The organism is Plantactinospora veratri (assembly GCF_036421995.1).
In the GTDB taxonomy this organism is placed as follows: Bacteria; Actinomycetota; Actinomycetes; order Mycobacteriales; family Micromonosporaceae; genus Plantactinospora; species Plantactinospora veratri.
The window spans coordinates 221,635-246,386 of record NZ_JAZGQL010000005.1 but is presented as its reverse complement, the minus strand read 5'-3'; the positions used below and the strand labels follow the sequence as shown (position 1 = coordinate 246,386).

Genomic DNA, 24,752 nt, shown 5'->3' with positions numbered 1-24,752 from the left:
GGGTCAGGGCAACTCCTCGGGGCGGGGCTGGCGGACCGCGTCCTGGTAGCGCGGGTGGCTCGCGCCGTAGATGGCGTAGTTGAGCCGGGCGTCTGACAGGCTCAGGTCACCGTTGGGGCCGCCCCGGGCGGTGCCGGCATTCTGGTCGGTGGAACCGTCGTCGGTCCAGAAGCAGACCGGACAGGTGCCGCCGCCGGTCCGGTGTGCGCAGCACGGGCAGGCGGCGACATCGATCGTGTGTTTCCCCACACGGGTAAGCATTTCACAGCCGCCCGGCGCGGGCACAGTAGACAGTTTCGCCGACGCCGCGTGCCCGGTACGGCGCGGATCGGGGCCGGTAGGCCGGCCGGCGCGGCCCGTCAGTCGAGCCGCAGCACGTCACCCGGGGCGACGCCGAGGAGGTCGTCGGCGCGGCCGCCGTTGACCGCCACCGCCAGGTGGCCGGCCGAGTCCGGATAGACGACGGGTTCGCCGGTCGGGGCGTCGCCGAAGGTGGCGCCCCGGACCGCCCGCCGGGGGCCGATCCGGACCACCGGACCGAGCCGGCGCAGTGCGGAGCCGGGGGCGGCGAGCTGGACGTTGCCGAAGTGGTCGACGGCGAGCACCTCGGCCTCCAGCCAGCCGTCACCCTCCACCAGCACCGGTTCGGCCAACCGCACCAGGGTCGCCGGGTCGACGGTGGGGCCGGCGTCGGCCAGCGGTGCGCCGAGCGCGAACCGGGCGGCGGCCGGGGCGAAGATGTCCCGGCCGTGGAAGGTGCGGGACGGCTCGGGGAACCACTCCGCGCTGGTCAGCTCCACCGCCTCGGTGATCCCGCCGAGCACGGCCGCGGCCCGGGGGAGCAGCCCGTTGTCCGGGCCGACCAGCAGACCGCCGGGGGTACCCAGGGCGACGCCGCGCCGCGCGGTCCCGACGCCCGGATCGACCACCGCCACGTGTACGGCCGGCGGCAGGTGTCCCACGGTCTGGGCCAGTACGGTGGCGCCGCGGGCGACGTCGCCGGCCGGGATCAGATGGCTGACGTCGATCACCCGGACGGCCGGCGCGATCCGGGCGACCACCCCGTGACAGGCCGCCACGAACCCGTCGGAGAGGCCGTAGTCGGTGGTCAGGCTGAGCCATGCGTAACCGGGCACAGCCGGAAGACTAGCCCGGCCGGCCTCGACGGCCGAGGCGGAACTCAGGCCGGTGCGTCGGACCCGGCCGGGAACAGCCGGAGTTCGAGGCGGAGTTCGTCGTGCAGCGGGATGCCGTCGGCGCCGATCGTCGGGATGCTCGGCTTGCGCAGCCGGGCCCGGTCGACCGCGCCCGGATCGACGGCGACGATCCGCAGGCCGCGCCGCTGATAGAAGCGGAGCGCCCGGAGATTGTCGTTGCTGGTGATCAGCCAGAGCCGGTCCGCGCCCTGCGCCCGGGCGGTCTCCGCCGCACCGTCGAGCAGCGCGGTGCCGACCCCGTCGCCGGTCCGGTCGGCCACGATGCTGACCACCTCCAGCCCGGTACCGTCCAGGTGCCAGGCCAGGGCTCCGCGGAGTCCGGCCACGCCGTCGACCGCGACCAGGGTGGGCAGCTCGCGCAGGTCGTAGCGGACGTCGTGGCCGATCACGTACGGTCCGCCCCACTCCCGGTCGTGCAGCGCGTCGATCGCGGCCCGGTCGGCCGGCCCGGCCGGGCGTACCCGCAGTTGCGACACCTGTCCGCTCCTCCCCCGGGGCGCCTGGCAAGGTAACTGTATGCGCCTGTGTATCTTCACCGAACCGCAGCAGGGGGCGAGCTACCGGGATCTGCTCCGGATCGCCCGGCACACCGAGGAGTGCGGCTTCGACGGCTTCTTCCGCTCCGACCACTACCTGACGATGGGCGGCAGCGGGCTGCCGGGGCCGACCGACGCCTGGCTGAGCCTGGCCGCCCTGGCGGTGCAGACCTCGCGGATCCGGCTCGGCACGCTGGTCACCTCGGCGACGTTCCGGCTGCCGGGGCCGCTGGCGATCGGCGTCGCGCAGGTGGACGAGATGAGCGGCGGCCGGGTCGAGTTGGGCCTCGGCACCGGCTGGTTCGAGGAGGAACACCAGGCGTACGGCATCCCGTTCCCCTCGCCCGCCGAGCGGTTCGACCGGCTCACCGAGCAACTGGAGGTGGTCACCGGGCTCTGGGACACCCCGCTCGGGGACACCTTCGACTACTCCGGGAAGTACTACCGGCTCGCGGGTTCACCGGCGCTGCCGAAGCCGGTGCAGTCGCCGCGGGTACCGGTGATCGTCGGTGGCAAGGGGCTGCGGCGTACCCCGATGCTGGCCGCCCGGTTCGCCGACGAGTTCAACGTACCGTTCAGCTCCGCCGACCAGGTGGCCCGCAGCTACGCGGCGGTGGCCGGGGCCGCCGAGCGGACCGGTCGGGCGGAGTCCGGGCGGGCCCCGCTGGTGCTCTCGGCCGCGCTCTCCGTGCTCTGTGGGCGGTCGGACGCCGAGGTGCGCCGCCGGGCCGAGGCGATCGGTCGCGACCCGGTCGAGATGCGCGACTCGTACGGCGTCGCCGGCACGCCGGAGCAGGTCGTCGAGCAGATCCGGGCGTACGCCGCGCACGGCGCCAGCCGGGTCTTCCTCCAGGTGCTCGACATCGCCGACCTGGACCACCTCGACCTGATCGCCGCCGAGGTGGCGCCCCGGCTCTGAGTCGAGCCGGCGGCCGGGCCGGCGGCCGGGCCGGCAGCCTCGACCGCCTCCGGTGTCGCGGCCGTGGTCAGGCCGCGTCGTCCGCCTTGCCGAGTCGCCAGTAGCCCATGAAGGCGACCGACTCGCGGTCCAGACCGCGCTCGGAGACGAGGTACCGGCGCAGCGTCCGGATCACACCGGCCTCGCCGGCCAGCCAGGCGTAGTGCCCGCCGTCCGACAGGCCGACCGGTACCTCCCAGAGTTCGTCGTCGACGGTCTCGTCCGAAGCGTCGGGCTGGTCCGGTCGGTCCGCCGGGAGGAGCCGTTCGGCGGCGGCCCGGACCGCCGGGAGCAGCACGCTGCCGTGCGCCGCGCCCGAGCGGGGCAGCCAGCGCACGGTCACCAGCGGCGGTGCCGACATTTCGAGCACGTCCGCCGGGTACGGCACCTCCAGCAGTACCTCGCCCCGGCTCTGCGCGGGCAACCGTTCGACGATCGCGGCGATCGCCGGTACCGCCGTCTCGTCCCCGACCAGCAGCAGGGTGCGGGAGGCCAGCGCGGGCTGGAACTCCCGGCCGCCGTGGTCGCCGAGGTAGCCGTGGTCCGGCCCCATGATGACGATCCGGTCGCCCGGCGCGGCGCCGAATGCCCAGCGGGCCGCCGGGCCGTGCGCACCGTACGGGCCGCCTTCGGGGTGCAGCACGATGTCGACGTCGACCTCGCGGGCCTCCCGGCGTACGGCCCGGGTGGTGTAGGTGCGGAACGGGTTGCGCAGTTCGGTGGGGAGGGCCCGCCAGTGCTGGTACCAGTCGGTGCCCTGCGGCAGGTGGCGGAAGCCGTGCTCCGGGACCGGGAAGACGAGTTTGATCCGCTGGTCGTAGCCCGGGTCGGCGAAGGTGTCGAAGTCGTCGCCGGTGAAGGTCACCCGGAGGAAGGACGGGCTCAGCCGGTGCAGCCGGACGACCTCGGCCGGAAAGAGTCGCCACGGGGCGACGAGCGACGGGGCGGTGGAAAGCTCGGTCATCTGGCCAACCTCTCGGTACACGACGCCGGCAGGTACGGCGAGCGGCGTGCCGTTAGGTTAGCCTAACCTCCGCAAGATGTCAGTGGGGTGGGTCCACCGCGTCCGGCCGCTGACGACCGGTCAGCCGCGCAGCCGCAGCCCGCGCGGTGTGGTCCGGAAGCCGGCGGCGGTGAGCGCGTCACGCAGCGGCGAGGCGTGCACCGAGGCGCCGTCCGCGCGTTCCACCGCCAGGGCGCCGAGCGCGCCGGAGCCGACCGCCGAGCCGAGCGCCTGGGCGGCGGCGGCCAGCGCCTCGTGGTCGTCGCTGAACGAGAGCAGGGTCCGGCCGCCGCGCTCGACGTAGAGCACCAGCGCCCCGTCGACCAGCACCACCAGGGCACCCGCCTTACGCCCGGCCCGGTGCCCGGTCGCGGTAGAGGTAGCGCCGGTCGCCGTGGCGCCGCTCGCCGAACCGCCGGTGCCGCCGCCGGGCTCGACCGTGCCGTCGCCGGAGTCGACCACCCGGGCCGGCCAGGGCAGCGCGGCCCCGTACGGGTTCGCCGGGTCGGTGGCGGCCAGCACCCGGGCGCCACCGACCCTACGGCGCAACTCCTCCGGCTCGGCCAGCGCCCGCAGCCGGTCCACCGCACCGGGCACCGCGAACTGCGCCGCCCCGAGCCCCTCGACGAAGTAGCCACGGCGGGCCGCCCCGCGCTCCTCCAACGCGGAGAGCACCGGATAGACCGCGGCGAAGCCGCCGGCCACCCCCTCGGCGACCACCGCTCCCCGGGTCACCACCCCGTGCCGCTCCAACAGCACGTCGGCGAGTGCGGCGGCCCGACGGGTCGGGTCGACATCCCGCCCGGGGAGCCGGGACCAGCGCCCGGCGACCGTCGGCGGTCCACCCCGGGCCGGCAGTGCCGGGCGGCCCGGCCGCCGGTAGCGGGTCCGGGGCGCACCGGTACGCGGCCGGTGCGCACCCCCGCCACCGAGTACGGCGCGCAGCGGCGCGAGGGTGTCGTTGGTCAGCCAACCGGCCCAGACCAGTTCCCACACCACCCCGACCAGCGCCGCGTCGTCGACCGGACCGGCAGCGGAGCCGGCGACCCGCTCGTCGACGGCGACCCGTTCGGCCAGCGAGCGGAAGAACAGCGCCTGCCCCTCGCCGAGTGCGCCCAGCACCGCCTCGTGCAGCGGGGTCAGCGCCAGCGCCTCGTCCGGCGGTGGCAGCAGCAGGGCGGCGCTGTCGGCGTAGGCCAGGGTCACCCAGCCGTCGCCCCGGCCGATCGCTCCGGAGCCGGCCCACACCACCTCGCCGCTGGCACAGAGCTCGTCGAGATAGCCGGGGGCGTAGTCGGCTACCCGGGCGGGCAGGACCAGGCTCTCCAGCGCGGACGCCGGCACGGCCGTCCCCTGCAACTGTTCCACCACGGCGGCGACCGCCTCGACCCCCCGGGCCGCCGCGCCGACCTGCTGCCAGCGGGGCAGGAAGGTGGCCAGCGCCCGGGCCGGCACCGGCTCGATCTCCCGGCGCAGCGCGGCCAGGGAACGGCGGCGCAGCAGGCGCAGCACCTCGGCGTCGCACCACTCCGGCCCGGCACCGGTCGGCGAGAACTCGCCGGAGACCACCCGCCCGTCGGCACCGAGCCGGCGCAGCGTCTGCTCCACCACGAAGACCCCGAGCCCGAACCGGGCCGCACAGGTGCCCGCGGCGAAGGGTCCGTGCGTCCGGGCGTACCGGGCGACGAGATCGCCGAGCGGGTCGGCCACCGGTTCGAGATACGCCTGCGCCACCCCGACCGGCAGCGCCACGCCGAGCGCGTCCCGGTATCGACCGGCGTCCTCGACGCCGATCCAGCGCTCCTGCCCGGCGACCCGGACCCGGAGGATCCGCCGCGCCTGCGCCAGCCCGGTCAGCCACTCCGGCGAGACTCCGCGTTCGGTCAGCTCGGCGTCGGAGAGGTCACCGAGCAGCCGGAGCAACTCGACGGCGTCCTCGGCGTCCCGGGGGCGGCGCTGCTCGGTCAGCCAGCGCAACTGCCGCTCGGTCTCCGCCACCACCGTCGGATCGAGCAGCTCCCGCAGGTCCACCCGGCCGAGCAGTTCGCCGAGCAGGGCCGAGTCGAGCGCCAGCGCGGCGGCCCGCCGTTCGGCCAGCGGGGCGTCGCCCTCGTAGAGGAAGGCGCCGACATAGCCGAAGAGCAGTGAGCGGGCGAACGGTGACGGCCGGGGTGTCTCCACCTCGACCAGCCGTACCTTGCGGGCGGCCACCTCCCGCATCAGCGCCACCAGGCCGGGCAGGTCGAAGACGTCCTGTAGGCACTCCCGGGCCGCCTCCAGCGTGATCGGGAAGTCGGCGTACTCCCGGGCGACGTCGAGCAGTTGGGCGGCGCGCTGGCGCTGCTGCCAGAGCGGCTGGCGGCGGCGCGGGTCGCGGCGGGGCAGCAGCAGGGCGCGGGCGGCACACTCCCGGAACCGGGCGGCGAAGAGGGCGGATCCGCCGACCGACTCCTCCACCAGGGCGGCGATCTCGTCGGGGTCGAAGGCGACCAGCTCGGCGCCGGGCGGATCGTCGGCGGTGTCGGGCAGCCGGACCACGATCCCGTCGTCGGAGGGGACCACCTGGGCGTCGACGCCGTAGCGTTCGGTGAGCCGGCGGGCGATGGCCAGTGCCCAGGGGCCGTTGACCCGGGCGCCGAGCACGCAGTGCACCGCCAGCCGCCAGTCGCCCAGCTCGTCGCGGAAGCGCTCCACCAGTACCGTCCGGTCGTCCGGCACCGAGCGGGTCGCGGCCTGCTGCTCGCGCAGGTACGCCACCAGGTTGCCGGCGGCCCAGTCGTCCAGCCCGCCGGAGCGCAGCGCGGCCCGGGCCGCCTCGTCGTCGGCCCGGACCAGGCCGCGCAGCCGGTTGCCGAGCGCCCGGCCCAGCTCGACCGGGCGGCCGAGCTGGTCGCCCTTCCAGAACGGCATCCGGGCCGCCTGCCCGGGCGCGGGGGAGACCAGCACCCGGTCCGGGGTGATGTCCTCGATCCGCCAGGACGACGAACCGAGCAGGAAGACGTCGCCGACCCGGGACTCGTAGACCATCTCCTCGTCCAGCTCACCCACTCGGGCGGCCCGCTCGGCACCGGCCAGGAAGACGCCGAAGAGCCCCCGGTCGGGGATGGTGCCGCCGCTGGTCACCGCGAGCCGCTGCGCCCCCGGGCGGCCGGTGAGCAGGTCGGCGGCCCGGTCCCAGACCAGCCGGGGACGCAGCTCGGCGAAGGCGGTGGACGGATAGCGCCCGGAGAGCATGTCGAGTACGGCGTGCAGGGCCGAGTCGGGCAGCTCGGCGAAGGGCGCGGCGCGGCGGATCAGGGCGGTGAGGTCGGCGACCCGCCACTCGTCGAGCGCGACCATCGCGACGATCTGCTGGGCGAGCACGTCCAGCGGGTTGCGCGGGTAGTTCAGCTCCTCGATGGCGCCGTCGGTCATCCGTTCCGCCACCACCGCGCAGGAGAGCAGGTCACCCCGGTGCTTGGGGAAGACCACGCCTCGGGAGACCGCGCCGACCTGGTGCCCGGCCCGGCCGACCCGTTGCAGACCGGCGGCGACGCTCGGCGGGGCCTCGATCTGCACCACCAGGTCGACGGCGCCCATGTCGATGCCGAGTTCCAGGCTGGAGGTGGCGACCACCGCCGGCAACTGGCCGGACTTGAGCGCCTCCTCGATGTGCCGGCGCTCCTCCCGGGAGACGCTGCCGTGGTGGGCCCGGGCGATCACCGGCGCCGCCCCGCTCGCCGCACCGGACTGCGCCATGATCTCGGCCGGCAGCCGGGGCGGCGCCCCCGGCCGGTCGGCACCGACCCGCCCGGCGGAACGCTGACGGCCGGCCGCGCCCCCGACGGTGCCGGTCGGATCGGAAGACCACCCGGCCCGGTCGGCGGCCAGGCCGGCTCCGTCGGCGGCCAGTTCCGCCTCGTCGGCGGCGAGTTCGTTGAGGCGGGCACAGAGCCGCTCGGCGCCGCGCCGCGAGTTGGTGAAGACGATGGTCGACCGGTGCGAGCGGACCAGGTCGTAGACCCGTTCCTCGACCGCCGGCCAGATCGACGCCCGGCGCGGGGTGCCGAACTCGTCCTCCGGCGCCTCCTGCTCGTCCAGCCGGGTCATGTCCTCGACCGGCACCTGCACGCTGACCTCGATGGTCTTGGCGGTCTCCGGCTGCACCACCGTCACGGGCCGGGCGCCGCCGAGGAACCGCGCGGTGGCGTCGATCGGGCGTACGGTCGCGGAGAGCCCGATCCGCTGCGCGGGGGCGGGCAGCAGGGCGTCGAGCCGCTCCAGGGAGAGCGCCAGGTGGGCACCGCGCTTGGTGCCGGCGACCGCGTGCACCTCGTCCACGATCACGGTCTGCACGCCGCGCAGCGAATCCCGGGCGGCGGAGGTGAGCAGCAGGAAGAGCGACTCCGGCGTGGTGATCAGGATGTCCGGCGGGGTACGCGCGAAAGCCCGCCGCTCGTCGGCCGGGGTGTCGCCGGTCCGCATCCCGACGGTGATCTCGGGCGGCGGGAGGCCCAGCCGGGCCGCCGCCTGCCGGATGCCGGTGAGCGGGGTGCGCAGGTTGCGTTCGACGTCGACGGCGAGCGCCTTGAGCGGGCTGACGTAGAGCACCCGGCAGCGCTGCCGGGGGTCGTCCGGAGCCGGCTCGCGGGTCAGCCGGTCCAGCGACCAGAGGAACGCGGCCAGGGTCTTGCCGGAACCGGTCGGGGCGACCACCAGGGCGTTGTGGCCGGCGCCGATCGCCCGCCACGCTCCGGCCTGGGCGTCGGTGGGTGCGGCGAAGGCGGCACCGAACCACTCCCGGGTCGCCGCGCCGAAGGTCGCCAGCACATCGTTCACCGACCCATCGTGCCCGGTCGGTCCGACAGGTTCACCGGAACGGTTGTCCGCATGCCCGGTTGATCGTTGTTTTCGCCTGAGATGAGGGCTAAGTCTCACTTAACTGCTTGCGAATGATGTGCAACCTACAGTAACTTCTCCGAAACCCAAGCTCGGCGCCAAGGGGGTACGGATGACCGGCGATCCGCGCGACGTCCCCGCCACCACGGACGTGTTGACCCGCCGGGTCGAGACCTACCTGACCGTGGCGCGGGCCGGTCTGCGCGGCGCCGACCTCGAACTCGCCGAGCGGCTCGTCGACTGCCTCCGCCAGTTGGTCGCCGCCACCGCCACCGCCAGCGCGGCGGACCGGGCCCGGGTCCGAGCCGCGGTGCACGCCCTGGTGCTGCGCCGCGAGGCGCACGGCCGGGTGCTGCCCCGGCGCTCCCTCGCCGCCGCCCAGCAGGTGATCAACCAGGTGGTCCGGCAGCTCGGCCGGGCCGACCTGGTGGTGCCCGCCACGCCGGACGCGCCGGACGACACCGCCGCCCGCGCCCTCCTCGCCCGCAACACCGGACCGGCCCTGCTCGATCCGGCCCCGGCGCCGGGCGTCGACTCGCCGTGCACCGTCGGCTGACGCCCCGGACCACACCCGCCCCGCGCGCCGGGTAGCCGGCACGCCGCCCCGCATGATCGCCGAACCCCGGCCCCACTCGGGTGGTTTCGGGCGATTCCCCGTGTCGAGCCGGGCTCTGGCGTGTGATCTGTCTGAGTCCGCGTCCTCGCCGCCGGACGTGCCGACACCCACCTGGAGTACGCATGCTGATGCTGCTGGCGCTGCACCTGGTGGCTGCGGCGCTGGCGCCCGCGTTGGTGCGCCGGTGGGGACGGGCGGCCTTCCTGCCGCTGGCGGTCGCCCCGGCCAGCGCGTTCGGCTGGGCGCTCGGGTACGCCGACACCGTCCGGGACGGCGAGGCTGTCGTCGAGGCGTACCCGTGGGTGCCGGAACTCGGTCTCGAACTGGCGCTGCGGGTCACCACCCTGTCCTGGCTGCTGATGCTGCTGGTCGGCGGGATCGGCGCGCTGGTGCTGGTCTACTGCGTCCGCTACTTCGACGCCGACGAGCCCGGGCTCGGCCGGTTCGCCGCCGTCTTCGTCGGCTTCGCCGGAGCCATGCTCGGGGTGGTGGTCGCCGACGACCTGCTGCTGCTCTACATCTGCTGGGAGCTGACCAGTGTCTTCTCCTACCTGCTGATCGCGCATCACCCCGAGCAGCAGGCCAGCCGGCGGGCGGCGAACCAGGCGCTGCTGGTGACCACCCTGGGCGGCCTGGTCATGCTGGTCGGCTTCGTCATGCTCGGCCAGCACGCCGGCACGTACCGGTGGTCGGAGATAGCCGCCCGGCCGCCGCCGCCCGGCGGGTACCTCGGGATCGCGGTGGTGCTGATCCTGGTCGGTGCGCTGAGCAAGTCGGCGATCTTCCCGGCCAGCTTCTGGCTGCCGGCCGCGATGGCCGCACCGACCCCGGTCAGCGCCTACCTGCACGCCGCCGCGATGGTGAAGGCCGGGGTCTACCTGGTGGCGCTCTTCGCCCCGGCGTACGCGCAGGTCGGCCCGTGGCGTCCGGTGATCTACGTGACCGGGATCTTCACCATGCTGGCCGGCGGCTGGGCCGCACTGCGCCAGGTGGACCTGAAACTGCTGCTGGCGTACGGCACGGTCAGCCAACTCGGGCTGCTGGTCGTCCTCGCCGGTGCCGGCACCCCGGACGCCGCGCTCGCCGCCGTCGCGATGCTGCTCGGGCACGCCCTGTTCAAGGCGACCCTCTTCCTGGTGGTCGGGATCGTCGACCGGCGGGCCGGAACCCGGGACCTGACCGTGCTCTCCGGGCTGTGGCGGCGGATGCCGCTGGTCTGCGCGACTGCCGTGCTCGGCGCCGCCTCGATGGCCGGGATACCGCCGCTGATGGGGTTCGTCGCCAAGGAGAAGGTGCTGGCGGCGTTCACCGGTGACCCGCTGCTGCTCGCCGCTCTGCTGCTCGGCGCCGTCCTGACCACCGCGTACAGCGCCCGGTTCGTCTGGGGGGCGTTCCTCGGCCGCTCCGCCGGGGAGGCGACGCCGACCCGCCCGGTCGAGACCGTCATGCTCGCCCCGGCGGCACTGCTCGCGGTCGCCGGGCTGGTACTGGGACTGTCAGCCGGGCCGGTCGGCGAGATGCTCGCCGGTTATCCCCGGCTGTTCGGGTCGATAGAGCACCCGCTCAGCTTCGTGCCGCCGCCGGGGCTCGTCATGGGACTGTCGATCCTGGTCGTGCTCACCGGCCTGCTGGTCTTCGCGCTCGGTACCCGGCTGGGCGCGGTGCAGGCCCGGCTGCGCGCCCCGTTCGACGGGGACACCGCCTACCAGGTGTTGAGCCGGGGCTTCGACCGGTTGGCCGTGCTGGTCACCGGTGCGACGCAGCGGGGCTCGCTGCCGCAGTACCTCGGGGTGATCCTGTTCGCCCTGGTCCTGGTGCTGGGTGGCGCGCTGCTGCGCGGTCCGTGGCCGGACCGGGTCGGGGCCTCGGGCAATCCGCTCCAGGCCGTCGTCGGGGTGGTGCTCGGGGTCGCCGCGGTGCTCACCGTCCGGGCCCGGCGCCGGCTCACCGCGGTGATCCTGGCCGGCGTCACCGGTTACTGCACGGCCATGTTGTTCGTGCTTCAGGGTGCGCCCGACCTGGGGTTGGCTCAGTTCCTGGCGGAGACCGTCACCATCGTGATCTTCGTTTTGGTGCTGCGCCGGCTGCCGGCCCGGTTCTCGGTGCGACCGCTGCGGCGCAGCCGGTGGGGCCGACTCGCCCTCGGGGCGGCGGTCGGGGCCGTGGTCACCGCGACGGCGGTGGCCGCGACCGGGGCACGGCGGGCGCCGCCGATCGCGGCCGAGTTCCCCGGGCCGGCCCTCTCCTTCGGGTACGGCCGCAACGTCGTCAACGTGACCCTGGTGGACATCCGGGCCTGGGACACCATGGGCGAGATCGCCGTACTGGTGGTGGCGGCGACCGGGGTGGCGAGCCTGATCTTCCAGCGCCGACGCGGCCCGGACCGGCCCCGGCGGGACGACGTCAGGCCGCCGCCCGGAGCCGAGCGGGTCTGGCTGCGGGCCGGGCCGACGCTGCGGACCCACCACCGATCGATCGTCTTCGAGGTGGTCGTCCGGCTGATCTTCCACACGGTGGTGCTCTTCTCGCTCTTCCTGCTCTTCGCCGGCCACAACGCCCCCGGCGGCGGCTTCGCCGGTGGGCTGGTGGCCGGGCTGGCTCTCGCGGTCCGCTACCTCGCCGGTGGCCGGCACGAACTCGACCAGGCGGCCCCGGTCGACGCCGGCGTCGTCCTCGGGGTCGGCCTCTTCGTGTCGGTCGGCACGGGCCTGCTCGCGATGACCACCGGCGGGGAGGTGCTGCGCAGCAGCCTGCTGGAACCGGAACTGCCGCTCGTCGGCGACCTGCACCTGGTCACCTCGATCTTCTTCGACATCGGCGTCTACCTGGTCGTGGTCGGCCTCGTGCTGGACATCCTGCGCAGCCTCGGCGCCGAGGTGGACCGGCAGATCGAGGTGGAGGACGAGCCGGGCACCGGGCTGCGTACGGACCGGCCGGCGGGGCCGGCGCAGGCGGCGGGCGCGGGGCGGCGGGCGGCGGGTACGGACGGCCGACGATGACCCCGAACCTGGTGCTGGCGCTGGTCGTCGGGGTGCTGGTCGGCAGCGGGGTGGTCCTGCTCCTGGAGCGCAGCCTCAGCCAGGTGCTGATCGGCACCATCCTGCTCACCAACGGCACCAACCTGCTGCTCCTGCTCGGCGGCCGGTCCGGTGGGGCACCGATCCTGGGGGTCACCCCGGAGGCGGAGATGAGCGACCCGCTGGCTCAGGCGATGGTGCTGACCGCCATCGTGATCACACTGGGCCTGACCGCGTTCCTGATGGCGATGGCGTACCGGAGCTGGCAGTTGACCGGGCACGACGAGGTACGTGACGACCCGGAGGACCGCCGGATCGTGCGCCGTGCCGAGCGGCGTGAACTCGCCGGCCCGGACGAAAACGTCAGCGAGGGACCGTGGCACCCGGCCGGCCGGGTGACGGGTACCGATCCGGAGCAGGTCGATCCGGAGCCGCCGCCGCGCCGGCTCGACGACGGGGCGGACCAGGCATGACCCACCTGGTACCGCTGCCGGTGGTCGTACCGCTGCTCGGCGCCGCGCTGACCCTGGTGGTGGGCCGCCGGCCGATCGCGCAGCGGGCGATCAGTGTCACCGCCCTGGTGGTCACCCTGGCGGTCGCGGTCCTGCTGCTCTGGCGTGCACACTGGCACGGCCCGCTGGTGGTGCACGTCGGCGGCTGGCCCGCCCCGCTCGGCATCGTCCTGGTCGCCGACCAGTTGGCCGCGCTGATGCTGGTGGTCTCGGCGGCGGTGACGCTCTGCGTGCTGCTCTATTCGATCGGGGAGGACCGGGCGGATCCCGGCGAGCACGCCCCGGTGGTCATCTACCACCCGACCTACCTGGTGATGACGGCCGGGGTGACCAACGCCTTCCTCTCCGGCGACCTGTTCACCCTCTTCGTCGGCTTCGAGATCCTGCTCTCGGCCAGCTACGTGCTGCTCACCCTCGGCGGCACCGAGGAACGCATCCGGGCCGGCACCACCTACGTCGTGGTCGGCCTGGTGTCGTCGTTGATCTTCCTCACCGCGATCGGCCTGGTGTACTCCTCCACCGGCACCCTGAACCTCGCCCAGCTGGTGGGCCGGCTCGACGCGCTCTCGGCCGACCTGCGGCTGGCGCTGCACGGCGTACTGCTGCTCGCCTTCGCCATCAAAGCGGCGGTCTTCCCGCTGGCGGCCTGGCTGCCGGACAGCTATCCGACCGCACCGGCCCCGGTCACCGCGGTCTTCGCCGGCCTGCTCACCAAGGTCGGCATCTACGCGATCATCCGGACCGAGACGCTGCTCTTCCCCGACGGCCGCGCCGCCGACCTGCTGCTGGTGCTGGCCCTGCTGACCATGCTGGTCGGCATCCTGGGCGCGGTCGCGCAGTCCGACATCAAGCGACTGCTGTCGTTCACCCTGGTCAGCCACATCGGATACCTGCTCTTCGGGGTGGCGCTCACCTCGGGACCCGGGCTGGCCGCCGCGATCTTCTACGTGGTGCACCACATCACCGTGCAGACCACGCTCTTCCTGGCGGCCGGGCTCGTCGAGCGGCGGGCCGGCAGCACCAACCTGGACCGGATCGGCGGGCTGGCCCGGGTCGCGCCGCTGCTCGGCGGGCTGTTCCTGGTGCCGGCGCTGAACCTCTCCGGCATCCCGCCGTTCTCGGGGTTCCTCGGCAAGCTGGGGCTCTTCCAGGCCGGGGTGTCGGCGGGCGGGGTGCTGCCCTGGCTGCTGGTGGTCGCCGGCACCCTGACCAGCCTGCTCACCCTCTACGCCACGACGAAGGTGTGGAGCCTGGCGTTCTGGCGCGCGCCCCGGCTGGTCGATTCCGAGCCGGTCCGGCTGCCCCGGCTGATGGTGGGCGCCACCACCGTACTGGTGCTGCTCGGGGTGGGGCTGACCGTCGCCGCCGGGCCGCTCTTCGGGGTCAGCGCCGAGGCAGCCGACGACCTGCGGGAACGTGCCCCGTACGTACGCGCGGTCTTCCCCGGCGGTCCGCCGTGACCGGCCACGCCCGGGCGCTGCGGCGCCGACTTCCGGACCGGCGGCGGTGGCGGGACCACCTGATCACGGTCGGCTGGCTGGTCGCGGTCTGGAGCCTGCTCTGGGGCGAGTTCACCGTCGGCAACCTGCTCGCCGGAGTGCTGGCGGCCGTGGTGATCCTGGTCTTCCTGCCGCTGCCCCGGGTGACCTTCGGGGGGCGGCTCCGGCCGCTGGCGCTGGCCGCGTTCGTCGGGCGCTTCGTCGTCGAACTCGTGGTCGCCAGCGTGCAGGTCGGCTGGGTCACGCTGCGCCCCGGGCGGCCCCGGAACGCGATCATCGCCGTCCGGCTGCGGGTGCGTACCGACCTCAACCTGGCGCTGACCGCCGAGGTGCTGTCGCTGGTCCCCGGCACGCTGATCGTGGAGGCCGACCGGGAGACCGGGACGCTCTACGTGCACGTACTGGACGTACGCGGCGCCGAGGATCTCGCCCGGAGCCGGGAACGGATCCTGACCCTGGAGGCCCGCCTCGTCCGCGCCGTCGGCTCCGCGACGGAACTGCGGCTGCTCTCGCCGAGCAGTGGAAACGTCGAACCGGGAGGACCACCGTGATCGTCGCAGTCGTTGTCGTCGCCGTCCTGCTCTCGACCGCGGCGGGGCTGGCCCTGGTCCGCGTCGTACGCGGCCCGGCGCTGCTGGACCGGGTGGTCGCCGCCGAGGTGCTGATCTCGATCATCGTCGGTGCGCTCGGCACCGAGGCGGCCGTCAACCGGCACGCCACCACGCTGCCGATCCTGATCGCACTGAGCATGCTGGGCTTCGTCGGCTCGGTGGCCCTGGTGCGGTTCGCCGCCGGGGAGGAGGCGTGAGTGCGGAGGTGTTGCTCGACGTACTGGTCGGGATCTTCCTGGTCACCGGGGGGCTGCTGAGTCTGGTCGCCGGGATCGGGCTGATCCGCTTCCCGGACGTGCTCAGCCGGATGCATTCGGCGACCAAGCCGCAGGTGCTCGGCGTACTGCTGATCCTGCTGGCGCAGGCGGTGAGCCTGCGCAACGGTGCCGATCTGGCCACGCTGGTGCTGATCGGCGGTTTCCAGCTCACCACCGCCCCGCTCGCGGCGCAGATGATCAGCCGGGCCGCGTACCGCACCGGGCGGGTCCACCGGGAGTCGCTCGACGTCGACGAACTGGCCGACCGGGACGGCGCCGGCTCCGGCCGTGCCGAGTGAGCGGCCCCGGCGCGGGCCGGCCGTCGGTCGCGACGACCGGCGCTGGCCCGTCGTCGGCGTCGGGGCGGCTCCGCCCGTCGTTCGGCGACGTCGCCGGGCGGCGCGGCGCCGGCCGGGTTACCGTTGCGGCATGTCCCGGGAGACGTGGACCGTGATCCTGGTGCTGGGTGGCATCCTGGCCGTCGCCACGCTGGCCGGAGCCGTCGTGCTCGTGCTCAGGGTGCTGCGTACCCGCAAGCTGCTCGGCGAGCTGGGTGCCGGCGGCAAGGTGGCGTTCTACGGGGCACTGATCTACACGGTGCTGCCGGTCGACCTGCTACCCGATCCGATCTACCTCGACGACATGGGCGTCCTGGCCGGCGCGTTGCTCTACCTGACCCGGCTGGTGCACCAGCGCCGGGCGGGCCGCGCGGGGTCGGTGGATCCCGGCCTCGGTGCGGACGTGCGACCGTTGCCGCCCCGGGCCGGGCGTGATCGGACCCGTACCCGACCCTGACCCTCGGGAGCTGGGCCCTGCTGAGCCGACCGCGACCGTCGACGGGTTTCCGGCGGCCATCCGGTCAGGACTCGGCGGGGAAGGCCATCGTGCCGGTCAACCCGACGGTGCCGGGCAGCCGGGTGTCCTGGCGCAGGAACTGCACCACGACCGGGACCGGTGACCGGACGACGCAGCCGAACCGCCGGCCCAGCACGATCGCCTCGGGATCGACCAGGTCGTTGAGGCGTACGTGCCGGATCCGGCGGGCGCCGACCTCGACCGGGTACGGGCCGACCGGTTCCCGGTCCTCGTAGTAGACGGTGATCTCCAGATCGGCCGGCTCGTCACCGGTGTTCAGCACCGACAACTGGTCGAAGCTGGTGAACTCCGGTTCCTCGCCGCTGCTCGGGAACGGGATCCGGCCGCCGGGGACCACCCAGACCCGCCCGCCGAGCCCGGCCATCAGCCGTCCCTCAGCAGCCGGGCGAGGTCGGGGGTCAGGAACACCTCGTCCGGGTCGAGCCGGCGGCGCAGGTCCTGGAACCTGTCCCACTGTGCATAGACGCCACGCAGTTGCGGCGCTGCCAGCGAGTGCTTCTTGCCCCAGTGCGGGCGGCCGTCGTGCTGCCGGAACACCGCCTCGACGTCGGCGAAGTACTCGTCGTGCGGCAGGGAGTTGTTCTGTAGGCAGGCGATCGTCGTGGTGGCCCGGCCGTACGCGGGGCTGAGCCAGATGTCGTCGGCGGCGACCGTACGCACCAGAACCCGCCAGGCCACCCCGGTGCGGTGCCGGTCCAGGATCCGGCGCCGGATCTCGGTGAAGCAGGCGTGGAAGGCCTCCGACGGTACGGCGTACTCGATCTCCTCGAAACGCAGTTCCCGGTGCCGCGGGATGGTCCGGTGGCTCGGGCCGGACTCGGTGACCCGGGGCGCGCCGACCGGGTGGAGTTCCGGCTCCTCGCCGCGCCGGTTGAGGGTGCGGATCTGGGTGGTGTCGGTGCGCGGATACCAGTAGAAGTCCATGTTCCGGTTCTGCCGCTGCAACTGGGGCAGGTGGTCGAGGGTCCAGGCGATCGACGAGCACCAGTTGCGCCGCCGCAGGTGGTAGGTGGGGGTGAGGCGCAGCGTCAGCGCGGTCACCACGCCGAGCACGCCGAGGGAGAGCTGCGCCGCCGGCAGTACGTCGGCGTTCTGCTCTGCGGAGATCTCCAGCACCTCGCCGGTGCCGGTGACCAGCCGTACCCCGGCGACCTGGGTGGAGAGGTTGCCGAATTCGAGGCCGGTGCCGTGGGTACCGGTGGCGGTGGCGCCGGCGATCGACTGCACGTCGACGTCACCGAGGTTGTCCATGGCGAGCCCGGCCTCGTAGAGCGCCTCGCCCAGCTCACCCAGCGGCACCCCGGCGCCGACCGTTGCCAGGTGCGGGTCGTCGTGCCGGCGCACGGTGCGGGGCAGCCCGGCCAGGCTGACGAGTACGTCGTCGGTGCGGACCAGCGGACTGGACGAGTGGCCGGAGCCGACCGGCCGGAGCGTGGTCGACGTCTGGCGGGCCCGTTCGACCAGGGCCCGTACGGCGTCCTCGTCCTCCGGGCTGGCGTACTCGCGCGGGGTGAACCGGAGGCTCCCCGACCAGTTCCGCCACTCCCGTCCCAACACAACCTCCCTGCTCGGTTGCCCGCCCGGGAGCCGGCCGCACGCCTCCGGTACCGGGCCGGACGGATCGGGACAGGCGTCTCTACCCGGTCGACGGCCCGGGAAACGGCAGGTCGGGACCGGTGGTGGTTGTCCAGGCAGTGCCCAGCGGGGCTCGGTAGGATGGCCTGGTGATCGACTCAACTGTCCAGGAGGGCAGCTGTAGCCAGCCGGGTCGGACCCGGCATTCCTCGCACCAGCCGCGACGACAGGGAGCGCTGAGCACCCTGTGTTGATCGCGATCGGTCTCCTCCTGATCATCCTGCTCACCGCGGCGACGGGGTACTTCGTCGCCCAGGAATTCGGTTACGTCGCCGTAGACCGGGGCAAACTGCGCCAACTCGCCGAGGACGGTGACGTCGCCGCGCAACGCGCCCTCACGGTCACCGGACGGCTCTCCTTCATGCTCTCCGGAGCCCAGCTCGGGATCACCGTCACCGCCCTGCTCGTCGGTTACGTCGCCGAGCCGTACCTCGGCGACGGCCTGGCCGAGCTGTTCGGCGTGGCGGGCGTCTCCGCCGCCGTCAGCACCCCGGTCGCGGTCGCGCTCTCCCTGGTGATCGCCACCGTCATCCAGATGGTCTTCGGCGAACTCGCCCCGAAGAACCTCGCCATCGTCCGGGCCGAGGGGCTGGCCCGGGCACTGAGCCGGTCCACGCTGATCTACCTGGCCGTCGCCGGGCCGGTGATCCGGCTCTTCGACGCCGCCGCCACCCGGCTGCTGCGCCGGGTCGGCATCGAACCGGTGGAGGAACTGCCGAGCGGGGCGACGCCGGAGGACCTGGAACAGATCATCGCCGAGTCGCGCGAGGAGGGACACCTCGACGCCGAGATGTCCACCCTGCTCGACCGGGGACTCGACTTCCGGCAGCTCACCGCCGCCGAGGCGATGGTGCCCCGGGTCGACGTCTACACCGTACGGCCCGACGAACCGCTCAGCCGGCTGGTCGAGCTGCTCGACACCGGGCACTCCCGCTTCCCGGTCCGTGGCGCCGAGGGCGTGGACGACGTCGTCGGGGTGGTCGGCATCGCCGACGTACTCGGGGTGCCGCCGGCCAAGCGGGCCAGTACTCCGATCGAGGCGGTCGCCGTACCCCCGTTGCTGGTGCCGGCGACGCTGCCGCTGCCGACGGTGCTGGACCGGCTCCGGGCCGGGCACCGCCAGCTCGCCTGCGTGGTGGACGAGTACGGCGGCTTCGCCGGGGTGATCACCCTGGAGGACATCGCCGAGGAGCTGGTCGGGCCGATCCGGGACGAGGACGACCCGCCCGAGCGGGCCCCGGTCCGGCAGGCCGACGGCTCCTGGGTGGTGCCGGCCCGCTGGCGGATCGACGAGGTCGCCGACAGCACCGGGATCACCCTGCCCGAGGCACCCGAATACGACACCCTCTCCGGTCTGGTGATGCGGGAGCTGGGCCGGATCCCCGAGGTCGGTGACCGGCTGGAGATCAGGCTCTCCGCCGAGGGGGAATCCGAACAGGAGGCGATGCGGCCCCGGGCCCACGTCGAGGTGCTGGCGGTCGACCGGCACGTCGCCGACTCGGTCCGGCTCCGGGTGCTGGTGCCGCAGAGCGGGGCGGAGCGCGCATCGTGAGTGCGACATGGGCGTTGCTGGTCTCCCTGTTGCTGCTCGCGCTGAACGCCTTCTTCGTGGCCGCCGAGTTCGCCCTGCTGGCGTCGAAGCGCTACCGCCTGGAGCAGGCCGCCGCCTCCGGTGGCCGGGCCGCCCGGGCGGCGCTGGACGGGGTACGCGAGCTGACCCTGATGCTGGCCGGCGCGCAGTTCGGCATCACCGTCTGCACCCTGGGGCTGGGTGCGCTCGCCGAACCGGCGATCGAGCACCTGCTCAGTCCCCTGCTGCACGCGGTCGGCCTGCCCGACACGGCAAGCCACGTGATCGCGCTGGTCTTCGCGCTCGCCCTGGTCACCTTCCTGCACCTGGTGGTCGGCGAGATGGCCCCGAAATCGTGGGCGATCACCGACCCGGAACGCTCCGCCCTGCTGCTCGCGCTGCCGTTCCGGGCGTTCGCCCGGGTGGCCCGGCCGGTGCTCTTCGCACTGAACGGGCTCGCCAACGTGACGCTGCGGCTGGTCCGGGTACGCCCGGAAGAGCAGTTGGCGGTGGCGCACGGGCCGGAGGAACTGCGGATGCTGTTGCAGCAGTCCCGGGAGCACGGCCTGCTCGCCGCCGACCAGCACGAGATGCTGACCAGCATGCTCGAACTCCAGGGCACCACCGTCGCCCAGGTGATGGAGCCGGTCGAGACGATCGTCTCGGTACGCCCCGACGACTCCGCCGAGCGGATCGAGGAGGTGTGCCGGTCCAGCGGCCGGTCCCGGCTGGCGGTCTTCGAGGCGCCGGGCGAGGTGGCCGGGCTGGTGCATGTCCGGGAGGCGGTCCGGGCCACCACCGCCGGACGGCCCGCGACGGCCCGGGAGCTGATGACGAGCCCGTTCACCCTGGAGGCGACCGCGACGGTCACCGAGGCGGTGGCCGCGATGCGGGCCGAGCAGGCGCAGTTGGCACTGGTCAGCAACGGTGCCGGTGCCGGTCGGCCGGTCGGTTTCGTGGCGCTGGAGGACCTGCTGGAAGAGGTCATCGGGGAGTTCGACGACGAGACCGACCCGATCCCGCGGGGCCGCCGGCTGCGCTGACCGTCCGCCGCGCCGTCCCCGGCAGCCGTTCCGGGGGCGGCCGGGGTGGCGGGCGCGGCCGGGTGGGGGCCCGGCCGGGGCCGGTCACGGGAGGGGGCGACGGTGGGCTTCGGGATACTCCCGCCGGGTTCGGGTCTGACCGTGCGGACCACGCTGGCCAATCCGAGTACCCGGCCCGGCCTGACGCTGCCCGGCCGGGTCACCGTCACCGCCGGCCGGTCGCCGGTGACGGTCGACGGCGTGACGCTCGGCCTGGCCACCCGGGTCGAGCCGGCCGGCGGCGAGGTGGAGTACCAGCCGGTGGAGTTCCACCGGGTGGCCGCCGCCGGGACGTTCGTGCTGGCCGCGGGGGAGCGCCGGGTCCTCGACTTCGGCGTGCCGGTGCCCTGGGAGACGCCGGTGACGGTGATCGGCGGGCACTGCCTACTCAACCTGCGGATGGGACTGCGGGCCGAGGTCGCGGTCAGCGCGCTGCTCGACCGGGGCGACCTGCGCCCGGTGTACGTGCACCCGCTCCCCGCCCAGGCCGGTGTGCTCTCCGCCCTGGCCGAGCTGGGCTTCCAGTTGCGACAGGTCGGACTGCTCGCCGAACGGCTGCCGGGGATCGAACAGAAGCTGCCGTTCCACCAGAAGATCGCGTACTGGGCGGCCCCACTGTACGGTGGCCCGTTCAGCGAGTTGGAGGTCTCCTTCTTCACCGACCCGTACCGGGTGGAGGTGCTCTTCGCACTGGACCGCCGGGTGGCGCTGGCCGGTGCCGGGCACCTGAGCTTCAGCCGGTTCCGGGTGGCGCACCAGGGTGCGGCGGAACTCGACTGGATCACCGTGGTGGACAGTTGGCTCCGGTACGCCGTACGGCGGCACTCGGCGACCGCCGCCGGCTACCAGGTGCGTACCGAACGCGGTCCGTCGCCGTCGCCCCGCCCGACCGACCCCGACCGGTCGCACCCCGGCCCGTCCGGCACTGACACCCCGGACAGTCAGCCGGCGGGCGAGGAGCCCCGGGGTGCCGCGCCGGCCGCCGGCCACGATCCGGACCGGGGGCTGCGGCCGATCGGCGGCGGTGAGGGCGGGATCGGCGGCGGCTCCGGCGGAGCCGGCGGCGGAGGCGGCGGCAGCGGCACCTGAAAGGAAGGGCCCCCTCTTATCGTTTTCTGTTGTAGCGGGGGCCCTTCCTTTCACCTCAGCCGGCGGTGGCGGTGGCGAGTTTGATGCCGAAGCCGAGGAAGAGCGCGCCGATCCCGGTGGTCATCCCGGCGGCCAGCCGACGGCGGCGGCGGAACTGTGCCGCGAGGAAGGTGCCGGTGAAGATCAGCATGGTCAGGTAGAGCGCGCTGGTGACCTGGGCGATCGCGCCGAGCAGCAGGAACGACAGCGCCGGGTAGGGGTAGGCCGGGTCGACGAACTGGATGAAGAACGAGATGAAGAAGAGGATCGCCTTCGGGTTCAGCAGGCTGATCACGGCCGCCCGCCGGAACGGCCGGTCGGCCGCCGCCGGCCGGGTGTCGACCAGCGGCGCCACCGCAGGGTCGTTGCGGGTACGCCAGCGCCGCCACGCGCCGCGCAGCATCGTCAGTCCGACGTAGCCCAGGTAGGCGGCGCCGCCGTACTTGATCACCATGAAGATCGGCGGGTACGCCTTGAGCAGCGACGCCACCCCGGCGGCCGAGAGGACCATCAGCACCGCGTCGCCGAGGAAGACCCCGGCGGCGGCCCGGTAGCCGGCGCGTACCCCGGTCTTCGCGGCGGTGGTGAGCACGTAGAGCGAGTTCGGTCCGGGCAGCAGGATGATGGCGACCGTGCCCAGCACGTAGGTCCAGATGTCGGTGATCCCCAGCACGCCGGTCATCATCGCCCCGCCGGGGCGCCCCGCTGAAGGCTTTCCCGGAGCCTGACCTGTGCTTTCGGCCACTCGTCGGCGAGCATCACGTACTGCACGGTGTCCCGCCACGAGCCGTCCGGCCGGATCCGGTGCCGCCGGAGTACCGCCTCCCGGGTGGCGCCGAGCCGTTCGATGGCGCGCTGCGACCGCTCGTTGCGGATGTCGGTGTGCCAGACCACCCGCTCCGCGCCGAGTTCGTCGAAGGCCCGGCTCAGCAGCAGCAGCTTCGCCTCGGTGTTCACGCCGGTACGCCACCAGCGGCGGCCGAGCCAGGTGTGGCCGATCGCGACGCGGCGGTGCTCGGGGTCGATCTCGTAGTAGGAGGTGGTGCCGATCACCTCCCCGGTGGTCGCGTCGAGCTGAGCCCACGGCACCCGCTCGGCCCGCCAGTGCGCGTCCAGGGAGGTCCGGACGATCTCGGCCATCCCGGCCGGGTCGTGCGGCTGGGCCACGCCCAGACTGGTCCAGACCTCCGGGTCGCGGGTCGCCGCGAAGAGGGCGTCGACGTGCGCCTCGGCCAGCGGGACGAGCTGGACGTGCGCGCCGGCCATCGGCGCCGGGGTGTGCCAGCGGGAGCGGTCCGGGCGCAGGTACGCCGGCAGCGGGGCGGTCACCCCGGCGTCCGGCTCGGGCCGCCCGGCGACGGTACGCAGCGGCAGCACGCCGGCCCAGTGCGGCAGGTCGTAGTCGTCGGGCTCGTCGCGTACGCCGCCGGTGCGGTTGCGCACCGAGACCTCCGCCAGCGGGAGGGCCAGCAGGGCGGTCTCGGCCAGTTCCCGGCGGCTCGGCGGCCGGCTGTCGGCGCTGCGGCCCGACCCGACCTTCTCGACCAGCGCGGTCAGTGCCGTCCGCTTCTCGGTCTCGTCGGTGACCAGGCGGGCGGTGCCGTGTGCGACCAGCGAGCGGTAGTTGGCGCTGTGGTGGAACTGGGAGCGGCCGTAGACCAGCCCGTCCAGTTGGGTCACCGCGACGCAGACCGGCAGCCCGGCGTCGGAGCGGGCGGCGAGCAGCGGCCGGCTGCCGGTGGAGCCGTGCAGGTAGAGCGTGTCGCCGAGCCGGACGTGCAGGGTGGGCAGGATCCGGGGCTCACCGTCCACGGTGAACCCGAGGTGGCAGTGGTACGCCTCGTCGAGCAGCTCGTGTGCGGCGTCGCGCCGGTAGCTCATCCTCGACCGGTCGCGGGTGGCGGTGGTCCGTCCGGTCTGCCGGTAGGTCTCGGCTGTGCCGTTCGGATGCGTCTGATCGGCCATCTGGCGTCCGCCCTTTTGTTATAGTACAATTTCAAAACTGTGACAGCACATTATCAGATCGCCGGTACGACGGCAGCCGAGATATCGGCCAGCGTGGAGACGGGGGTCCGGACCGGGGACCTGCCGGCCGGAGCCGCGCTGCCCGCCGTCCGGGCCCTCGCCCAGCGGCTCGGGGTCAGCCCGGCGACGGTCGCCAAGGCGTACCAGGCACTGCGCCAGCGCGGGGTGGTGGAGACCGCCGGTCGCAACGGCACCCGGATCCGCCCGAAGCCGCCGGTCACCGGCCGCCGCGCCGCGCTGCGGCTGCCCGCGCCGCCCGGCGCGCTCGACCTCTCGGTCGGCGAACCCGACCCCGGGCTGCTCCCGCCGATCGGCCCGCACCTGGCCGCACTCGCCGAGTCCGCCGCCGCGGCGGTCAACTACCGGGACGGCGGCGTGCTCCCGGAACTCGTCGACGCGGCCCGGCAGCGGCTGGCCGCCGACGGGGTGCCGACGGAGGCGGTGACGGTCACCGGCGGCGCGTCGGACGGCATCGAACGGCTGCTGGTCGGCAACCTGAGCGCGGGTGACGCGGTCGCGGTCGAGGATCCCGGCTGGGCCAACACCATCGACCTGGTCGCCACGCTCGGGATGCGGGCGGTGCCGATGCCGGTCGACGACGCCGGCCCCACCCCGGCCGGGCTGCGCGCCGCGCTGGCCGCCGGAGCGCGGGCGGTGCTGGTGACCAGCCGGGCACAGAACCCGACCGGGGCGGTGGTCACCGCCGACCGGGCGGCGGCGCTGCGGGCGGTGCTGGCCGACCACCCCGACGTACTGCTGATCGAGGACGACCACGCCGCCGAACTCTCCGTCGAACCGCTGCACACCCTGGCCGGCGCCACCCGGAGCTGGGCCTTCGTCCGCTCGGCCAGCAAGCCGTACGGGCCGGACCTGCGGCTCGCCGTGCTCGCGGGGGACGAGGTGACCGTGGCCCGGGTGGCGGGCCGGCTGGGGGTCGGCTCCGGCTGGGTCTCCACGCTGCTGCAACGGCTCACCCTCGCGCTGTGGCGGGATCCGGCGGTCGCCGAGCGGGTCGCACTGGCCCGGGCCAGCTACGCCGAGCGGGTCGCCGCGCTGCGTGCCGCCCTCGCCGAACGCGGGTTGACCGGGTACGGCCGCACCGGGATCAACGTCTGGCTCCCGGTACCCGACGAGACCCGGGCGGTCGCGGTGCTCCGCGACGCCGGCTACGTGGTGGCGCCCGGCTCGCTGTTCCGGTTGGCCAGCGGGCCGGGGATCCGGATCACGGTCAGCCCGCTCGCCGGGGTCGACATCGCGCCGCTGGCCGACGCCCTGGTCCGGGCCGCCGCCCCCGCCACGCCGGCCACCCTGAGTGCGTGACCCCGGGGACAC

At 74.1% G+C, this 24,752-nt stretch carries 21 protein-coding genes and 1 pseudogene; 13 read left to right on the top strand and 9 right to left on the bottom strand.

Going from position 1 to position 24,752, the window contains the following annotated elements:
• Positions 1-3 precede the first annotated feature (3 nt).
• The 3 genes from V1634_RS07300 to V1634_RS07290 form a co-directional block, all read right to left on the bottom strand.
• Complete coding sequence (locus V1634_RS07300; protein WP_234359515.1) at positions 4-249, bottom strand: CPCC family cysteine-rich protein; 246 nt, start codon at positions 247-249, stop codon at positions 4-6.
• 110 nt (positions 250-359) lie between these two features.
• The gene (locus tag V1634_RS07295; RefSeq protein WP_331206970.1) at positions 360-1,136 is read right to left on the bottom strand and encodes an SAM hydrolase/SAM-dependent halogenase family protein; all 777 of its coding nucleotides are present in this window, start codon (positions 1,134-1,136) and stop codon (positions 360-362) included.
• A gap of 44 nt (positions 1,137-1,180) precedes the next feature.
• The gene (locus V1634_RS07290; RefSeq protein ID WP_331206969.1) at positions 1,181-1,693 is read right to left on the bottom strand and encodes a GNAT family N-acetyltransferase; all 513 of its coding nucleotides are present in this window, start codon (positions 1,691-1,693) and stop codon (positions 1,181-1,183) included.
• Between the two features lie 40 nt (positions 1,694-1,733).
• Between V1634_RS07290 and V1634_RS07285 the strand changes: the two genes are divergently transcribed.
• Entirely contained in the window at positions 1,734-2,672 is a 939-nt protein-coding gene (locus tag V1634_RS07285; RefSeq protein WP_331206968.1) for an LLM class F420-dependent oxidoreductase, read from the top strand.
• Between the two features lie 67 nt (positions 2,673-2,739).
• Here V1634_RS07285 and V1634_RS07280 read toward each other — a convergent pair whose 3' ends face one another.
• Together V1634_RS07280 and V1634_RS07275 are read right to left on the bottom strand one after the other, a co-directional pair.
• Complete coding sequence (locus V1634_RS07280) at positions 2,740-3,675, bottom strand: siderophore-interacting protein (protein WP_331206967.1); 936 nt, start codon at positions 3,673-3,675, stop codon at positions 2,740-2,742.
• Positions 3,676-3,795: 120 nt separating this feature from the next.
• Positions 3,796-8,532 (bottom strand): Lhr family helicase, encoded by a 4,737-nt coding sequence (locus V1634_RS07275; RefSeq protein ID WP_407951732.1) that lies wholly within the window; start codon positions 8,530-8,532, stop codon positions 3,796-3,798.
• Positions 8,533-8,704: 172 nt separating this feature from the next.
• Here V1634_RS07275 and V1634_RS07270 point away from each other — a divergent pair.
• The 8 genes and pseudogenes from V1634_RS07270 to V1634_RS07235 form a co-directional block, all read left to right on the top strand.
• A pseudogene (locus V1634_RS07270) lies at positions 8,705-9,040 on the top strand (hypothetical protein); the annotation flags it as partial.
• Positions 9,041-9,330: 290 nt separating this feature from the next.
• Complete coding sequence (locus tag V1634_RS07265; protein ID WP_331206966.1) at positions 9,331-12,207, top strand: Na+/H+ antiporter subunit A; 2,877 nt, start codon at positions 9,331-9,333, stop codon at positions 12,205-12,207.
• The gene (locus tag V1634_RS07260) at positions 12,204-12,698 is read left to right on the top strand and encodes a Na(+)/H(+) antiporter subunit C (protein ID WP_331206965.1); all 495 of its coding nucleotides are present in this window, start codon (positions 12,204-12,206) and stop codon (positions 12,696-12,698) included. The genes V1634_RS07265 and V1634_RS07260 overlap by 4 nt, the downstream gene beginning before the upstream one ends.
• A complete protein-coding gene (locus V1634_RS07255; protein ID WP_331206964.1) occupies positions 12,695-14,197 on the top strand; it encodes a Na+/H+ antiporter subunit D in 1,503 nt (500 codons plus the stop codon). The genes V1634_RS07260 and V1634_RS07255 overlap by 4 nt, the downstream gene beginning before the upstream one ends.
• Positions 14,194-14,787 carry a Na+/H+ antiporter subunit E gene (locus V1634_RS07250; protein WP_331206963.1) on the top strand — a complete coding sequence of 198 codons (594 nt, stop codon included), beginning with the start codon at positions 14,194-14,196 and terminating at the stop codon, positions 14,785-14,787. Before V1634_RS07255 ends, V1634_RS07250 begins: the two co-directional genes overlap by 4 nt.
• The gene (locus V1634_RS07245) at positions 14,784-15,044 is read left to right on the top strand and encodes a monovalent cation/H+ antiporter complex subunit F (RefSeq protein ID WP_331206962.1); all 261 of its coding nucleotides are present in this window, start codon (positions 14,784-14,786) and stop codon (positions 15,042-15,044) included. Before V1634_RS07250 ends, V1634_RS07245 begins: the two co-directional genes overlap by 4 nt.
• The gene (gene mnhG / locus V1634_RS07240; protein ID WP_331206961.1) at positions 15,041-15,403 is read left to right on the top strand and encodes a monovalent cation/H(+) antiporter subunit G; all 363 of its coding nucleotides are present in this window, start codon (positions 15,041-15,043) and stop codon (positions 15,401-15,403) included. The genes V1634_RS07245 and mnhG overlap by 4 nt, the downstream gene beginning before the upstream one ends.
• A gap of 130 nt (positions 15,404-15,533) precedes the next feature.
• A complete protein-coding gene (locus tag V1634_RS07235) occupies positions 15,534-15,899 on the top strand; it encodes a YkvA family protein (protein ID WP_331206960.1) in 366 nt (121 codons plus the stop codon).
• Between the two features lie 64 nt (positions 15,900-15,963).
• On the opposite strand, the gene V1634_RS07230 is transcribed toward V1634_RS07235, so the two are convergent.
• Positions 15,964-16,344 (bottom strand): sensory rhodopsin transducer, encoded by a 381-nt coding sequence (locus tag V1634_RS07230; RefSeq protein WP_331206959.1) that lies wholly within the window; start codon positions 16,342-16,344, stop codon positions 15,964-15,966.
• Positions 16,344-17,537, bottom strand: coding sequence for a D-arabinono-1,4-lactone oxidase (locus V1634_RS07225; protein WP_407951731.1), 1,194 nt, complete (start codon positions 17,535-17,537; stop codon positions 16,344-16,346). The genes V1634_RS07230 and V1634_RS07225 overlap by 1 nt, the downstream gene beginning before the upstream one ends.
• A 265-nt stretch (positions 17,538-17,802) precedes the next feature.
• On the opposite strand from V1634_RS07225, the gene V1634_RS07220 reads away from it, so the two are divergent.
• From V1634_RS07220 to V1634_RS07210, 3 genes are all read left to right on the top strand, one after another.
• A complete protein-coding gene (locus tag V1634_RS07220; protein WP_331206957.1) occupies positions 17,803-19,167 on the top strand; it encodes a hemolysin family protein in 1,365 nt (454 codons plus the stop codon).
• On the top strand, positions 19,164-20,228 hold the full coding sequence (locus V1634_RS07215) for a hemolysin family protein (protein ID WP_331206956.1): 1,065 nt from the start codon (positions 19,164-19,166) through the stop codon (positions 20,226-20,228). The genes V1634_RS07220 and V1634_RS07215 overlap by 4 nt, the downstream gene beginning before the upstream one ends.
• A 141-nt stretch (positions 20,229-20,369) precedes the next feature.
• The gene (locus V1634_RS07210; RefSeq protein ID WP_331206955.1) at positions 20,370-21,356 is read left to right on the top strand and encodes a sporulation protein; all 987 of its coding nucleotides are present in this window, start codon (positions 20,370-20,372) and stop codon (positions 21,354-21,356) included.
• 55 nt (positions 21,357-21,411) lie between these two features.
• Here the strand turns inward: V1634_RS07210 and leuE are convergent, their stop codons facing one another.
• A complete protein-coding gene (gene leuE, locus V1634_RS07205; protein WP_331206954.1) occupies positions 21,412-22,080 on the bottom strand; it encodes a leucine efflux protein LeuE in 669 nt (222 codons plus the stop codon).
• Complete coding sequence (locus V1634_RS07200) at positions 22,077-23,360, bottom strand: bifunctional pyridoxamine 5'-phosphate oxidase family protein/GNAT family N-acetyltransferase (RefSeq protein ID WP_331206953.1); 1,284 nt, start codon at positions 23,358-23,360, stop codon at positions 22,077-22,079. Before V1634_RS07200 ends, leuE begins: the two co-directional genes overlap by 4 nt.
• Positions 23,361-23,399: 39 nt before the next feature.
• Here V1634_RS07200 and V1634_RS07195 point away from each other — a divergent pair, with 39 nt between their 5' ends.
• Positions 23,400-24,740, top strand: coding sequence for an aminotransferase class I/II-fold pyridoxal phosphate-dependent enzyme (locus V1634_RS07195; RefSeq protein ID WP_331206952.1), 1,341 nt, complete (start codon positions 23,400-23,402; stop codon positions 24,738-24,740).
• Positions 24,741-24,752: the final 12 nt, after the last annotated feature.